At 59.4% G+C, this 15760-nt stretch carries 14 protein-coding genes; 1 reads left to right on the top strand and 13 read right to left on the bottom strand.

The features are described from left to right. Positions 1-58 precede the first annotated feature (58 nt). The 13 genes from AC1DKD_RS12485 to AC1DKD_RS12425 form a co-directional block, all read right to left on the bottom strand. Positions 59-514, bottom strand: coding sequence for a glycerate kinase (locus AC1DKD_RS12485; RefSeq protein ID WP_441632350.1), 456 nt, complete (start codon positions 512-514; stop codon positions 59-61). After that, the gene (gene pyk / locus AC1DKD_RS12480) at positions 511-1995 is read right to left on the bottom strand and encodes a pyruvate kinase (RefSeq protein WP_441632349.1); all 1485 of its coding nucleotides are present in this window, start codon (positions 1993-1995) and stop codon (positions 511-513) included. The genes AC1DKD_RS12485 and pyk overlap by 4 nt, the downstream gene beginning before the upstream one ends. Positions 1996-2024: 29 nt before the next feature. Next, a complete protein-coding gene (locus AC1DKD_RS12475; RefSeq protein ID WP_441632347.1) occupies positions 2025-2978 on the bottom strand; it encodes a D-2-hydroxyacid dehydrogenase in 954 nt (317 codons plus the stop codon). A gap of 215 nt (positions 2979-3193) precedes the next feature. After that, positions 3194-4162 carry a Bug family tripartite tricarboxylate transporter substrate binding protein gene (locus AC1DKD_RS12470; RefSeq protein WP_441632345.1) on the bottom strand — a complete coding sequence of 323 codons (969 nt, stop codon included), beginning with the start codon at positions 4160-4162 and terminating at the stop codon, positions 3194-3196. Positions 4163-4225: 63 nt separating this feature from the next. Then, entirely contained in the window at positions 4226-5134 is a 909-nt protein-coding gene (locus AC1DKD_RS12465) for an HpcH/HpaI aldolase/citrate lyase family protein (RefSeq protein ID WP_441632343.1), read from the bottom strand. Then, the gene (locus AC1DKD_RS12460; protein WP_477102897.1) at positions 5131-6315 is read right to left on the bottom strand and encodes a CaiB/BaiF CoA transferase family protein; all 1185 of its coding nucleotides are present in this window, start codon (positions 6313-6315) and stop codon (positions 5131-5133) included. Before AC1DKD_RS12460 ends, AC1DKD_RS12465 begins: the two co-directional genes overlap by 4 nt. A 100-nt stretch (positions 6316-6415) precedes the next feature. Beyond that, positions 6416-7360, bottom strand: a complete 945-nt coding sequence (locus tag AC1DKD_RS12455) for a LysR family transcriptional regulator (protein WP_441632339.1) — start codon at positions 7358-7360, stop codon at positions 6416-6418. 293 nt (positions 7361-7653) lie between these two features. Continuing rightward, a complete protein-coding gene (locus tag AC1DKD_RS12450) occupies positions 7654-9192 on the bottom strand; it encodes a carboxylesterase/lipase family protein (protein WP_477143330.1) in 1539 nt (512 codons plus the stop codon). A 22-nt stretch (positions 9193-9214) separates the two neighbouring features. Continuing rightward, positions 9215-10183 (bottom strand): Bug family tripartite tricarboxylate transporter substrate binding protein, encoded by a 969-nt coding sequence (locus AC1DKD_RS12445; RefSeq protein ID WP_477143329.1) that lies wholly within the window; start codon positions 10181-10183, stop codon positions 9215-9217. Between the two features lie 65 nt (positions 10184-10248). Further along, positions 10249-11589: an NAD(P)H-dependent oxidoreductase gene (locus AC1DKD_RS12440; RefSeq protein ID WP_441632334.1), complete on the bottom strand. Its 1341-nt coding sequence runs from the start codon at positions 11587-11589 to the stop codon at positions 10249-10251. A 31-nt stretch (positions 11590-11620) separates the two neighbouring features. Continuing rightward, entirely contained in the window at positions 11621-13315 is a 1695-nt protein-coding gene (locus tag AC1DKD_RS12435) for an IlvD/Edd family dehydratase (RefSeq protein WP_477143328.1), read from the bottom strand. Then, positions 13308-14243, bottom strand: a complete 936-nt coding sequence (locus AC1DKD_RS12430; protein WP_477102896.1) for an NAD(P)-dependent oxidoreductase — start codon at positions 14241-14243, stop codon at positions 13308-13310. The genes AC1DKD_RS12435 and AC1DKD_RS12430 overlap by 8 nt, the downstream gene beginning before the upstream one ends. Continuing rightward, positions 14240-14623 carry a VOC family protein gene (locus tag AC1DKD_RS12425; RefSeq protein ID WP_441632329.1) on the bottom strand — a complete coding sequence of 128 codons (384 nt, stop codon included), beginning with the start codon at positions 14621-14623 and terminating at the stop codon, positions 14240-14242. The genes AC1DKD_RS12430 and AC1DKD_RS12425 overlap by 4 nt, the downstream gene beginning before the upstream one ends. Before the next feature lie 136 nt (positions 14624-14759). Between AC1DKD_RS12425 and AC1DKD_RS12420 the strand changes: the two genes are divergently transcribed. After that, a complete protein-coding gene (locus tag AC1DKD_RS12420; RefSeq protein ID WP_441632327.1) occupies positions 14760-15674 on the top strand; it encodes a LysR family transcriptional regulator in 915 nt (304 codons plus the stop codon). Positions 15675-15760: the final 86 nt, after the last annotated feature.

The raw sequence follows: 15760 nt of genomic DNA, 5'->3' as shown, positions 1-15760 counted from the left end.
ACCGAACTCAAAACGACCGCCCGCAATCGGCTGCGCAGCGCACAACAACGCGCCAACATCATTGCCGCGTGCTGGAAGCAGGCCGAGTTGTGGTGATGTCATCATTTATACAAGGATCAATAACCCCCCGCGCTGCAATCAATCGCAAGGCTTGCCCGACACCCCGCGTTGTCCGCCTGGCTGGCTTGGCTATGGCATCAGGAAGGCCGACCACTGCTGCCACGTCAAGGATGGCGATGCTCCCATACTCATTGCTGTGACCAAGAAAATAGCGTACAGGCTTCTCCGCATCATTGGCATCGCTAACACATACCTCCTCCCACATGCCAGGCAGGGTTGCCGCCAGAACCTCCGCCGTTCCCTCGCCGCCGTCGGCTATCGGCGCCAGCACGACTTCAGCCTCCGGAACGGCCCTCAGAATCCCCGTACGAATCCGTTCGGCTACATCCGAGGCACCCAGGCTACCCTTGAACGAATCGGGGGCAACCAGGACGCGAAATGCTGCCTTGTTCATGCGGGAACTCCCTCACGAGCAGCCGATTCTGGGGAGGCCGTCCCTGCATTAAGCGCCGAATTCTGGGCCATTGCGATGCGGGCGACATGCACCAAGTTTGTCGAACCGTGCTTGCCGAACGGCATGCCCGCAACAATGACTATTTCTTCACCATCAACGGCGAAGCCTTCAGTCAATGCTGCGTTGCTGGCCACAGCAACCATCTCATCGACATCCTTTACGTCAGGTACCACCGAAGCATGGACGCCCCAGGTGAGGCACATCCGACGTGCGACCTCGAGGGACGGTGTTACACCGACAATCGGAGTTTGCGGCCGCACACGGGCAGCTCGCAACGTCGTGGCACCGGAAGATGTGTAGGCAATCGTGGTCTTTGCGCCGACCGTCCGAGTAATGTCACGAAGAGCACCGCATACGGCATCCTGTCGATTGGACAGCGCAGCGACCTGCTGAGCATCAATCAGGTTGCGATAAAGCGGGTCGGCTTCGACCTCTCGGATAATTCGGTCCATCATCTGGACTGCTTCCCGGGGGTACCGACCAGACGCAGACTCTGCCGAGAGCATCACGGCATCCACGCCGTCGTAAATCGCGCTTGCGACATCAGAAGCTTCCGCTCGCGTGGGCACAGGCGCCGAAATCATGGATTCCAGCATCTGCGTCGCGACAATCACGGGGCGCCCCAACTGCCGGCATACTCGTGAGATTCGCTTCTGTACAGCGGGTACACGTTCGGGCGGCAGCTCAACGCCAAGGTCGCCACGAGCTACCATCACTGCGTCGGCATGCAGTGCAATTTTTTCGAGATGCTCGATTGCCGCCGGCTTCTCCAGCTTCGCAACGACTGTTGCCCTGCCCGCGATTCGTTCCTTTGCCGCCGTAACATCCTCCGCAGTCTGCACGAAGCTGAGCGCAACCCAGTCGGCACCGAGTGCCAGTGCAAATTCCACGTCGGCAATATCCTTATCCGTCAAAGCCGGGATGGGGATGACGGCATCGGGGACATTCACACCCTTGCGCGAAGAGAGGACGCCGCCGGTGATGACCGTGGTCACCAATTTCTCCGATTCAACGGTCTCCACGCGGAGCTGCAGCTTTCCGTCGTCAATCAACAGCGTCTTTCCGGGCTCTGCGCAGTCGAACAGCTCCTGGTGAGGCAAACACACGCGCGTGGCATCACCAGGCTCCAGCGAGCGGTCGAGGACAAATTCCGCACCTTCGACCAGGGTGCTTGGTTCGCGCATCATCCCGATTCGCAGCTTGGGCCCCTGCAAGTCGGCCAGTACCGCGATTGGCCGCCCAGTTTCCTTCTCAACCTGACGTACAAAACCGTAGTTCTGCTGATGAGTCTCATGAGACCCATGACTGAAGTTGAATCGAAAGACATCTGCTCCGGCGACGAACAGCGCACGGATAGCCTCGAGGGATGACGTCGCCGGCCCCAGCGTCGCGACAATCTTTGCTTTGCGGTAGCGTCTCATGGGCTTTGCCTCCTGTGGCAGCTTGTGGGTCAAACCACTACGTTGCAAGGGCTTCCCTGAACGAACGCGGCAATATTGTCGAAGAGCTGGTCGGTCAATCCTTGCACCGCCTCGTCGCTGGCCCACGCGACGTGTGGGGTGAGGATAAAGTTGGGCTCGTCCTTCAACTGTTGGAAGGGGTGGTCTTCGCTCGGGGGCTCCTGGGTGGCGACATCGAAACCCGCACCAGCAACCTTCCCGCTCTTCACGGCGTCTACAAGCGCGGACTCGTTCACCAAGCCACCGCGTGCCGTATTGATGAGCAGCGGACGCTTCTCCATCATGTCAAATTCCGCGGCATCGATGAGATTGCGGGTCTGAGGAGTCAGAGGGCAGTGCAAAGTGATGATGTCGCTTCGGCGGAGGACTTCTTCAAACGGTGTGTACAGTGGCCCCATATCACTGCGGCCTTTGTACGTGGAGATAAGCGGTTGCATGCCCAGCGCTCGTGCAAGTGCAGCAACCGATTGTCCGAGAACGCCATCGCCGATGATGCCCAGTACCGAACCATGCAGGTCTTTGATGGGGTAGTCGAAGAAGCAGAAGGTCCCGGCTTCCTGCCAGCGTCCATTCCGCACGGCATCGTGGTACGCCGTCAGGCTGCGACGCAGCAAAAAAATCAGGGCAAATGTGTGTTCCGGCACCGTATTGACGGCATAGTTCCGGATGTTGGAGACGACAATACCTCGCGCCGCGCACGCCTTGAGGTCGACGATATCGGTGCCGGTCGCTGCTACGGCGATGAGCTTGAGCTTGGTCGCCTGCTCCAGTTGCTGACCGCTGAGCTTCACCTTGTTGGTAATCACCACATCAGCGTCAGCGATACGGCCCGCCACATCCTCGTCGGCCGTCTCATTGTGGAGAACAAGCTCGTGAGAAAACGGGAGTGTCTTGAGCGTCGTCTGAGGGGAGATGGTCGAACGGTCCAGGAATACAATCTTCATCGGAATAGTGCCGGGGTACGGTCTGAGGTGGATTTCGCGCGAGCGTGTTGCGACTCGCCAACCTGAATGAACTGCGGGCGGCATCGCCGCCCGGGTCGCTTCATTTACATGATGAGGGGAAGGCCGAGATAGGAGAACCGCGGTTTTGTTGACCTTCCTTTCCCAAATGGAAAGGGTTATGCGGCCATACCTTCCTTAGCTTCGGTGACTTCCGCTCAGTCGACCGTGGCGCCAGATGCATTGACAATCTTGGCCCACTTGTCCATGTCCGTCTTCAGCATCGCGGAGAGTTGCTGCGGTGTGGCCCTCGGCAAGTCGGCGCCCTGAGCCTTCAGCTTTTCCTGGACCGATTTGTCGTCAAGAACCTTGTCCACCGCATTCGTCAACTTTGCAACGACGTCTTTGGGCGTGCCGTGTACCGCATAGAGAGCGACCCAAAGGTCTCCGTTATAGTTCGGGACAGTCTCGGCAATAGCGGGGATATCTGGTGCAGCGCTGGAACGCTTGGCTGAGCTGACGCCAAGAGCCTTCAACTTGCCCGCCTTGATATGGGAGATGACCGAAGGAAGGCTAGCATAGGCTAGCGGAATCTGATTGCCCAACAGGTCATTGAGCGCCGGGCCCACGCCCTTATACGGCACATGCTCGAGGGAAATGCCGGCCATGTTGTTCAGCATTTCGCCCAAGAGATGATTGAGGGAGCCATTGCCGGCGGAGCCGAACCGGTACTCGTTCGGTTTCTTCTTCGCCAACGCGATGAGTTCCTTCATGTTGTTTGCGGGAAACGCCGGGTTGGCCACCAGAACGTTCGGCACGCTGGCCACGAGCGCGACGGGCTCAAAGTCCTTCACTGGGTCGAACGGAATCTTCTTGTACAGCGCAGGGTTGATTGCCTGGGTACTACTGATGGTCAGCAGAACCGTGTAGCCGTCCGGATTGCTCCGGGCAGCGTACTGGCTTCCGATGTTTCCGCCGGCGCCAGGTTTGTTGTCAACGATGAACTGCTGACCTGTGGACTGGGAAAGTGCGGCGCCGATAATTCGGCCGACGATATCGTTCGTACCGCCGGGCGCCTGCGGTACCACAATGGTTACTGGCTTCGAAGGGTAGTTGTCCGTGGCGGCGTTCGCGAGCGATGCGCCGAAGAGAACGCAGGCAAGCGCCATGCGAACCGGTCGATTCATTTTTGTCTCCTGGGGTATTGCCGGCCCTCTAACGTGGCCGGCATTTCAGTAAATGGGCCCCGCCTATGCGATAGCGCGGTCGCGGACTTCTACCACCTTCTTTGCCATCCGGATGTTCGCGTAGTCCACCAGCTTGCCATCGAGCTGAACGGCACCGCGCCCTTCCAGTTCCGCCTCCGCAAGAGCGGCAACAATCCGCTGCGCGGCAACGTACTCCTCCTCCGAGGGGGTGAAAGCGCGATTGGTGAAAGCCAACTGCAAAGGATGGATGACCTGCTTGCCGTCATATCCCATGGCTGCTGCCTTCAACGCACTGGATTCACTAAGCGTTGCGTCGCGGAAGGCACCACAGGGCCCGTCAATGGCTCGCAACCCGAAGGCGCTTGCGGCAACCAGGATGCGCATCATCGGGTAGGCCCACATGTCGAGGGCAGTGTCCGCGTAGCCGGATTCCGCGCGGGAGGTCATCAGGTACTGCGGATGCGACAGACCGATTTCCACCCCTTTGGCCCCAATCGAGGCGCCAAAATCGCCTACCCCGAAATGCAGCGCCTCGAGGCTTCCTCCGGCGGCAGCGATTTGCTCGCAAAACACCAAGCCCTTGGCCGTCTCAATCATCGCCTCAATGGCGACACTCGTACCGTCCACCTGGTGCTGAATGGCGACGACTTCCTGGGCCGACTCCACCTTGGGCAGCAGCACGCCATTCAGCCTAGTTGCGAACCTCACCAGCGTGTCGATTTCATTCCGCTGGCGGGGCCCAGTGCCGTTCACCCGGACTACGACGACCTTGTCGCCCCAATCAAGTTCGTTGATAGCACGTACCGCAGCTCCGAGGGCCGCGGCCTTCATCGTCTCAGGCACGGCGTCTTCCAAGTCCAGAAATACGGCGTCAGCGTCGGAGCGCGCGGCAGACGTCACCAGCTTTTCCTGGTGGGCTGGCACGGCAAGATAAGTTCGTGTAATCCTCATTTGACACTCCCTGCGGCAGACGCCAAAGCCAGAGCCGCCCCATCCAATCCGAGTTCGGCAAGGACCTGGTTTGTGTGCTCGCCGACCGCTGGCACAGCACCGAGGACCGGCTCGATTCCGTCAATGATGAGAGGCGGCTTGAACACCTGAAGCCGTCCAACCGGGCTATCGACAGTTCGGATTCGGTCACGTTCGTGCAATTGCGGATGCTGCAGGAACTCCGCGACATCATTCAGGCGGGCATTCGCAATGGATGCCATCTCGAGCTTCACGGCGACCTCATCGCTCGACCACTTCGCAAACCGTTCCGTAATCACCGCCTCCAACTCGGCATGATTCGCCAGTCGATGCGGGTTCGTACTGAAGCGCGGGTCAACTGCGATAGAAGCGTCCTCCAGCACCCGAGTGCAGAACGCTTGCCATTCACGTTCGTTTTGGATGCCAAAGAACACTGCCTTGCCGTCTCCGGCCTTGAAGGGACCATATGGAGCGATAGTGGCATGCCGCGCACCAGCACGAGTAAGGGGCGTTCCGCTGTCGCGCGTGTAGTAGGCGGGATAGCTCATCCACTCGGTCATGCTGTCGAACAGTGAGACCTCAAACGCCGTACCCTGGCCTGTACGCTCACGACGGTACAGAGCCATCAGGATGCCATTCAGCGCGTACATGCCTGTGGCGATATCAACAATTGACAGACCGCACTTTGCCTGCGCGTCCGGGGTGCCATTGATGGAGAGGAAACCGGTCTCGCACTGAACCAACAGGTCGTACGCCTTCTTCGAGCGGTACGGGCCAGTCGAACCATATCCGGAGATATCACAAGCAATCAGGGACGGATGGCGGGCGACCAGGCTTTTGGCATCCAGGCCGAGTTTCTTGGCAGCCCCGGGGGCGAGGTTCTGCAGGAATACGTCCGCATTCTCAAGAAGCGCATCAAGCGCACGACGACCTTCCTCGGTCTTGAAGTCGAGCGCGACGCTTTCCTTTGTGCGATTCGTCCAGACAAACTGGCTGGACATGCCCTGCATGACCTTGTCATAGCCGCGAGCGAAGTCGCCTACTTCGGGACGCTCGACTTTGATAACACGAGCACCCCAATCCGCCAAGTGACGCGTTGCCATGGGAGCCGCGATTGCCTGCTCGAGCGATACTACTGTGATTCCATCCAACGGAAGAGTCATGGGGCACCAGCCATCTTGTTGCTTGAGTGGCTAGTGTCGAAAAAACTCGGAGAACCGTAAATAATTGGATTTCGATGGCGGCCGTTCCAGATTTTGATGGCTAGCCCGGCGTGGACTTCTCGGCTGACAGATGCTCAACGAATTGCTGCGCCGCTCGCGGAAGTGCTGCGTAATCGCGATAACCGATTCTCATTTCCAGCCCGGCCCAGTCATCCAGCAGGGGAACTATACAAAGCTCGCCCCTATTGTGCTTTGCAGCAACCGTGACGTCGGTCATGATGCCGATGCCGACCCCCGCCGACACCATGGTTCTCATGGCGTCAAAGCTTGTCACTTGGAGTCGAGTTCGAATTGTTCGCTGGAGTGCTTCAGCCGCCTGAAGGGATAGTCTGTGAATCATGCTGCCCTCATGGAAGGCAACATGAGCGAAGTCCAGGGTCTCCGCGAACTGCACGCTTGGCTTGTCGGCAAGGGCATGCCCCTTCGGAACGACAGCCACAAGGCGAGCCGAGCGATACGCTGCTGTCTCGAGTCCGGCATGAGGTGTCTCAGCCCAGAAGAGGCCGACATCGGCCAAGCCGTCCTTCAGCGACCGCACGATGTACGGACTGCTCCACTCCTCCAGACGTACCTCAACCTGGGGATAGCGATTGAGGAAAGCGGGAAGGTCCTGGTCCAAGAAGCCGACTATCGACGTACTATTCGCGTAAACCCGAACATCCCCTTTCGTACCCTCGCTGTATTGGCTCATGTCGGCACGCAGGCGCTGAAGCAAGTCGACGATGCCCTTCGCATACTCGACGAGCTCAAGGCCTGCCGCTGTCGGGCGAACGCCGCCGCTGTGCCGGTCGAGGAGCCGCGCTGACAGCGCGTCTTCGAGGTCGCTAATCCGCTTGCTGACAGCCGAAGCGGCCATGAAATGCCGCTCTGCGGCGCGCGCCAGACTTTGCTCCTCAACAACCGTGAGAAAGATGGTCAGGGTGATGGGGTCTATCCGCACAGTCTTGTAGCCAATGGGGAGATACGAATCGATAGAAGCAAGCATAACCGAATCGGAAACCTAGCCCGACCAACCTTACTGAAGAGCGAAGTCTTGTTCCGATTGACGCGGCATGCTGCACGCGTGTGCAGCCACCCCTCTTCTTTCTTGGGGGTAATGTCGTCGTAGGATGGTGAAAGGAAAGGCGTGTGGCGAAAATTGACCGTTCGTCAACACGCCTTTCCGAAAAAGAAATCCGGACGCGTAGAGTCCTGTCTCCGCCGTCCGCGCTGGTCTAGTGCTGGCGCACTCCAGTCTGCAAAAAAGTTTCTTTGAACCCGACGCAGGCTATCAGGTGACTATTGACCTCGGCCGCTAGCGTAATAGTCGCGCACAAGGTCCAACCTCCCACTCTTGAATCCGCTTTCGGCATGTACCGAGTCCGCGAAGTCCAAATACGCCTCATGTGGGAGCTTAAAGGGTGGCCATGCCACGTGCTCGGGACTTCCGGGTACCCCGGTCTTTGCAAAGCTCACCCATGCATCCGCCATTGCAACTGCGACCTTCGAGTCGGTGTTGGTGAATGGAGGCTTCTTTCCGCGATGCGACGCGGAGAGATTGTCGAAAGCGTACTGAAGCTCATCACCATGCACCGGCGCTGCCTTGCTGTCGTTCCTGTGCCGTGAGAACAAGTATCGGTAAGCGGGAAGTCCTGCTTTCGCATACGCGCGAAGGAGTTCGCGCGTGCCGAAGTTGAACTGCGTATCGCTGTACATATCGGCGGTGGCTTTGTAAATTTGACCTTCAGACTCCACGCCATACTCAGCCCTGGCTCGCGACTCAAATCCACGGAAATTCTGGTCCAAAAACGAAAAGTAGCGTTCGACGGTCGGCTGCAAGAAGCTCTTCGCTGCTTTGCCGCCCTCGTCCGCGTTACTACCAACCAAAATCGGGATGTTGGGCAACGCTCCAGAGCCGATTGCCTGATAGTCAGGCCGGGCAACGATATCCCCGTCCTGTACGAGGCTAATCATCRCAGGCGCTGTCATCCTGCCATCGGACTTCGGCCCCTTCTTCTGCAGCTCGACTAGGTCTTTGCCAGAGAGTTTGCGCAGCGATTTGAGGTCACCATATCTCGCACCGAATTCCTGTGCCTCTGCCTGCGTAGCCTGCGGCCGCATCACGCCAACGCTTTGCATGATGGCCTGCTGGAAGAGTCCTTTCGACTTCGGGGACAGCAGCAGTGTGCTGATGGAATGTGCACCAGCAGATTGACCAAAGACGGTCACCTTCGCCGGGTCCCCTCCAAACGCTGCAATGTTTCGCTGGACCCAACGAAGCGCAGCCATTTGGTCCATCAGACCGTAGTTTCCGGAAGTGTGCGTCGGCGACTCTGCGGCAAGGCCAGGATGCGCCAGGAATCCCAACAAGCCAAGACGGTAGTTGATGGTGACAACCACGACACCCCTACGGGCAAGTGCTTCGCCATCGTAGGTCGGATGCGAACCCGAGCCGTATCGAAAGCCACCACCATGAATCCAGACCATGACAGGGAGCTTATCACTAGCAACCTTTGCCGGAGTCCATATATTCAGACGGAGGCAATCCTCACTCATTCCATTGCCACGCAGTTCGGGATACTCCGCAGGCTGCGGGCAATCGGGACCGAAACGACTTCCATCCAACACCCCCTCCCACGGTTGGGCTGGTTGAGGGGGTTGCCACCGCAATTTACCTTCCGGCGCCGCCGCATATGGAATGCCGCGATAGTTCTTCACGCCTTCTCCGATGCCGGAGACCGCTCCTGCCTCGGTCTTCACGACCTCAGCCGCTGATGCCGCCGAAGTGAAGACTGCGAGTGCTCCCGCTGCCGCTGCTACCAGGTGCGCCGCCTTCATTGCTGCCTCCTCAGAATTTTTCTTATTCAGCCGTGATGTTTCCGTCCTTGATTACCTTCGCCCAGGTAGCGAGTTCCTGAGACACAAACTTGTCGAGCGTAGGAGGGTCCATGTAGGCAGCGAACCCACCCTGCTCTTCAATCTTCCGCCGATAGTCCGGGCTGTCGACAATCTTCTTAATCGACGCGGRCAGCCTGTTCACGATGTCGGGCGGCGTTCCCGTCGGGGCAAAGACGGCAAACCAGGATTCGACTTGGTAGCTTGGCAATCCCGCTTCGGCAGAAGTCGGAACGTCTGGCATCGACGGATGGCGCTTCGGTCCGGTGTAGGCCAGAGCCTTGATTTTTCCTGCTTTCACCTGGCCAATCACCGACGGAGGTGTCGTCACGAAAATATCGACCTGGCCGCCAATGAGGTCGCTAACAACGGGACCTGCACCCTTATAGGGAACGTGCGTGACCGGCACTTGCGCTTGCTTGCCGAACACGACGCCGGCGATGTGCTGGATAGAACCGTTGCCCGACGATGCGTAGAACAGGCCTCGATTGTCTTTTTTGCCGAACGCAATCAGGTCCTTGAGGTTCTGAGCCGGAATCTTCCCGCTTACCGCTACCACATGGGGGGCGCGCATCACGAGCGCCACGGATACGAAATCTTTAGGCTTCCAGCGTGCCTGGGGAAATAGCGCCGGGTTTCCGACGTGATATCCCGAGTACTGCATGAGGAGCGTATAGCCATCCGGCTTGGCTCGAGCTACCGCTTCCGTGCCGATGTTGCCGCTTGCACCGGGACGGTTCTCGATGACGATGGGTTGTCCCAAATCCTTGGCAAGCTGCTCGCCAATAAGTCGCGCAACGATGTCTGTTGACCCGGCGGGCGCGCTCGGGACAATCATCGTGATGGGCTTGCTCGGATAGGCGTCGGCGGCGAATGCCGGCAATACCGTGGTGAGCAAGAGCGCCGTCACGGAGGCTTTCACGCTCCAGTTCATCTTCTGTCTCCCTTTTGGTTATTGCCGGGACGGGGGTGCCGTCCCGGTTCTTTTGTTGGTTTCCTTTACTTCTGGAACAGTGCTTCCATTTCCTTGCGGACGCGGTAGGCCGGCTGCTCAGCGTCGATGACTACGTCTTCCCACGTCAGGGACTGGTCTTTCTTGACGTCGCGACGCAGCTTCATGTGATGGGCCAGGCCAAGCGGCAGGCTGCCAAGGCGCAGCGACTCCTGAGCAGGGAACAACTTGCCGAACACCGTGTAGCCGCCCTCGCCGTCCAGCATCTCACCAGCCTTCAGGTCGCGCTTCGCAGTGGCAACCACGTCCGCATTGAAATGCTGGCCAACGCCGGTCGGCTCGCGACGCAGCCCGACGCTCGCCACGGAGATGCCAAGCTCCAGGCCGATGAGGTGCCATTTCTTGTACTGCACCATGCAGCGGCCATCGGGGTCGGTGAAGACCTGGTATTCCTTGAAACAGCGCTGGATGTAGTCCGTCGGTGCTTCGACGCAGACCCACACACCCTTGCGGATGTCATAGCCGACAGAGCTTCCGTCGGGATTCAGCGACGACACCACGTCCACCACGCCCTTGGCCGACAGCACGCCACCATCGGACTTGAGGCGCATGACGGTCGGAATCTTTTCGACAGACGCTGGTGCGAAGGTGATACCTTCGGCTTGCACCTGGAGGCCAGTGGCATTCGCGATGGCGGTGCTTTCGATGGCCGGCTTGGAGCCGTCAAGGAAGGCATTAAACATCTTCGGGTTCATCCCGCCGATTCGCGCCTGTTCGGCCGTCACGCCCCAGTGGTCCCAGACCGTATCAGGTGTGGATTCTCGGAACTGCGGCAGCCACTTGTGACCGCGACCAGCCGCGATGATGGGGAAGCCACAGGTACGCGCCCAGTCGACCAGTTCGCAAGCCAAGCCCGGCTGGTCGCCGTAGGCCAGTGAATACACCACGCCTGCCTCGCGGGCACGATGCGCGAGCAGCGGGCCGCAGAACGCATCGGCTTCGACCGTTACATTGATGACATGCTTGCCATGCTTGAAGGCCGCCAGACAGTGGTCGACAGCGGCAATCGGGTTGCCCGTGCATTCGATAATGATGTCAACGCCGGGATGTGCCACAAGCGCTTCCCAGTTATCGCCGACGTGCGTCGTGCCCTTGCTAACGGCGTCGTCGAGCGAGGCTGCGGTTGCGCGGCCGGATTCCCAACCCACACGTTCAAGGCTGGCATGCGCGTTTGCCGGATTTAGGTCAGCAATACCAACCATGTGAACGCCCGGCGTGCGGGGCACTTGCGCCAGGTACATCGAGCCGAATTTCCCTGCGCCAATGAGGCCAACGCGCACGGGTTTTCCCTGCTCGGCGCGAGCGAGCAACTGAGGATAAAAGTTCATGGTCAATCAAGTAAGGAGGTAACGAACGGTGTCAGCTGCGAGGCTGGGCGAGGAAGTCGAGGTCGCAGCCTTCAGGGGCTTGCGTCACTGTGCGCTGATAGAGTTCCTGATAGCCACCGCGCTTCTGGGGCAGCGGCTTGCGCTCCGTAAGACGGCGTTCGATTTCCTCAGGCTCGACCAGCAAATCGATGGTCTTCTGCGACACCGAGAGGCGAATCCGGTCGCCGTTACGCACTGCTTCCAGCGGTCCGCCCGCAGCGGCTTCTGGAGAGACGTGCAGCACGATGGTGCCGTAGGCAGTGCCGCTCATGCGAGCGTCCGAAATACGCACCATGTCCTTCACACCGGCCTTTGYAAGCTTCGAAGGAATAGGCAGATATCCAGCCTCAGGCATGCCAGCAGCTAGAGGGCCGGCGTTCTTCAGCACCAGAATGTCGTCCGAATTGACGTCCAGGTCTGGCGAATCGACACGGTTGGCCAGGTCTTCCAGGCTTTCGAAGACCACCGCGCGGCCTTCGGTCTCGAACAGCGAAGGCGTGGCGGCAGCGCGTTTGAAGATGGCACCGTCCGGTGCCAGGCTGCCGTGCAGGGCAATCAGTCCACCAACTTCGCTAACCGGCTTGTCGAACGCACGGATGACTTTGCGGTCCACCCAGCCAGCCGGTTCGTCCAGACGCTCGCGCAGCGTCCGGCCATCAATGGTCAGGCAGTCCAGGTTCAGTAACGGGCGCAGCTCGCGCAGCACCGCACCCATACCGCCTGCGGCATGAAAGTCCTCCATGTAGCCCTCTCCCACCGGCTTGAGGTCGACCAGCACCGGCGTCTCGTCCGAAATCTCGTTCAGCCGCTGCGGGCTAATGCGGATGCCGAGGCGGCCGGCAACGGCCGTGAGGTGGATGATGGCGTTGGTGGAGCCGCCCAGCGCCATCAGGACGCGGAAGGCGTTCTCGACCGACTGCTCGGTCATGATTTGCGAAGGCAGGATTGGCGAACGCGCCAGTCGCACTGCAGCCCTTCCGCTCTCTTCAGCGGCGACCAAACGTTGCGAGTCAACTGCAGGAATCGCCGCGGTACCTGGCAGCGACATGCCGAGTGCTTCCGCAATGCACGCCATCGTACTGGCGGTACCCATGACGGCACAGGTTCCGGCTGTGGTGGCCAGACGCGTTTCGACCATCTGGATTTCTTGCTGGTCAATCTCTCCGGCGCGGAACTTGCCCCAGAATCGACGGCAATCCGTGCATGCGCCCAGCCGCTCACCCTTGTGGCGACCCGTGGACATCGGGCCAGTCACCAGTTGAATGGCCGGGCGATTGGCAGAAGCGGCGCCCATCAGCTGAGCCGGGACAGTCTTGTCGCAGCCGCCAATCAGCACGACGGCGTCCATCGGCTGGGCCCGCACCATTTCCTCGACGTCCATCGACATCAGATTGCGGTACACCATGCTGGTCGGGTTAAGGAACACCTCACCCAGCGACACCGTGGGGAACATGCGCGGCAAGCCGCCTGCAGCCAACACCCCGCGCGATACCGCTTCCACGAGTTGCGGCATGTAGCGGTGACAGTTGTTGAAATCACTCGGCGATGCCGCGATACCGATAACCGGCTTCGACAGCAGTTCCCCCGAGATGCCCATCGAATGCGCCATCGAGCGGCGCAGATAACGCGCGAAATCCCGGTCGCCGTAGTTTGTCAGGCCATTGTCAAGGCCAAGCGGTTCAGCCATTTTCTTTCTCCGTCTGGGGTGCTGCGGCGCTGAACTGCACGGCAAGCATGTCTTCAAAGAAGCGCGTCATCGCGCCCTTGTCGCTGGTGCCGTGGCCGGCCAACAGACTCATCTGATAGGTAGCGGTGGCTGCAGCGAGCACCGGCATGGGGATGCAGTGGCGCGCGCCAAGCTCGGCGGCACTAACCAGGTCCTTGTAAGCCGCCTTGAGCGGATAGCCGTCACTGAAGTGGCGTGCGAGGATGCGCGGCAGGAAGAACTCCGACGCGTAGCTGCGCCCCGTGCCGCTGTTGATGACCGACGCAATCTTTTCCGGGTCAAGTCCCATGCGTCGCGCCATGGGAAGAATCTCTGCAAGAGCTGCGCAGTTGATGTCGAAAAGCAGCTGATTCACGAGCTTCGTCAGCTGTCCGCTGCCGGCGTCACCCATATAGAGGATGTTGTTGCCCATCCGTTCGAACCATGGCCTCACTGTTTCGAACGTCTCTTCGGCGCCTCCGCACATGACAGTCAGCGTGCCGGCTTCCGCGCGCGATTGCATACCCGACACCGGCGCATCCAGGAAGGCGATTCCGGCAGCCGAAAGACGAGTATGGATGTCCATCGTGGCACCGTGCTCCATGGTGCTGGTATCGACGACGATAGAACCGGGGCGCAGCAGTGATGCCAGGCCGCCGTCGCCGAACAGCACGTCGAGTACTGCTGCAGTGCCCGGCAAACTCAGGAACACAATCCTGGCGTCGGCCAGGCCGGCCAAGGTGTCGGCCGTCGTAGCGCCTGCTGCCTGCAGTTCGGGATATGGGTCCTGTACTTTTGACGTGACACGCAGGTCCGTATCGGCGTGAATCAAGTTCAGCGCCATCGGCTTGCCCATCTGGCCAAGACCCACGAAGCCAATGATGGTGCGGCCGGATTTTTCCTGGGTCATGCGTCGGCCCTCTCGGAGATTTCAATCAGGTTCAGGTCGGGGTCGCGCAGGTAAATCGAACGCAGGCGGTAGTTCGCGCCGGTACGGGCGACCGGCCCTTCGATAATGCGGGCGCCCCGCGCATTCAGTTTCGCGATGACGTCATCCAGTGGAATCGACGCAATGAAGCACAAGTCCAGCGCGCCAGGGACCGGCAGGTGGGCCTTCGGTTCGAACTCCCTGCCCTTCTCATGGAGATTGATTTTCTGCTCGCCGAACTTGAATGCCTTTCGGCCTTCGCCAAATGTCTCAAGCGTCATCCCGAGGAGCCCGACGTAAAAGTCGACGCAGGCCTCCTCGTTGCTGGTGGTCAGGACAAGATGGTCCAAGTGATGAATCACAGATTGTCTCCTTCTTGCATTTTTGCGAATGACCTGACTGTATGCGGGCTGAAAGTGCGGGAGGAATTCCTAATTTCGCATGCGTCCTTCGCATTTTGCGAAGACATGGGTCGCAGTGACCTGCTAAGATTTGTCCATGTCACAAGACCTCATCAACCCCGCTCGTGTGGATTTCGTCACATTGCGTCTGTTTTGCGCGGTAGCGCAGACAGGCAGCATTACGAAGGGGGCGGAGCGATGCAATCTAGCGCTGTCGGCCGCAAGCCGGCGCATCTCGGACTTTGAAGCGGCCTCGAAGGCAATACTGTTGGAGAGGACAGTTCACGGGACTCGGCTGACTCCTGCTGGACACGTGGCGCTGCAACACGCGATGCGACTGTTCCAGGGGTTCGAGCTCTTCAGCAATGAGCTGAGCGAATACTCGAACGGCTCACGCGGCCATGTTAGGCTTTGGGCGAACATGTCCGCCCTGGTCGAGTTTCTTCCCTCTGCTCTGGAGCGCTTCCTGCACCTTTACCCTGACACACGAGTGGAGGTCGAGGAGCAGCTTAGTGGCGACATCGTGCGCGCGTTGGTGGAAGGGATGGCCGACGTGGGGATATTTGTCGAAGGTGCGCCGACCCACGGGCTAAACGTACTCCCCTATCGGACTGACCGATTGGTTGTCCTTTGCTCCAAGACCCATCCCCTAGGCAAAGTGGACGAAATCGACTTTCGAAGCTGTCTTTCTTATGACTTCGTGGGTCTGAATCGCGGAAGCTCACTGCTCAACACCATCTCGACCGCGGCGCATGACATCGGCTTCCCTTTGCGGCTGCGCGTTCAAGTTCGAAGCTTTGACGCCATGTCCGAAATGATAGCTTCGAATCTGGGGATTGGCGTACTCCCCCTCGGAGCATGCTTTCGAAAGCTCGAACCCCTGGGCTTGAAAGCTATACGGCTCGTGGACAGCTGGGCAGAGCGAAGGCTGCTCATTGCCACGAGCGCCTCCCGCGCTTTGTCAGGCTCAGCTGCACTTCTCGTCGAGCATCTAAGTAAGACGACCGATTGARCTGCTAACGGTCGGTAAAGCCACTCTGCTTCACGACGGCCGCTCAACACCAGCGCGCCGCTGCGTGCTTGACCCATTGCGTCATC

This window comes from Cupriavidus sp. 05T313 (assembly GCF_056396665.1).
Note: the sequence above shows the minus strand (reverse complement) of the source record. Positions and strands in the feature narration are given on the sequence as shown.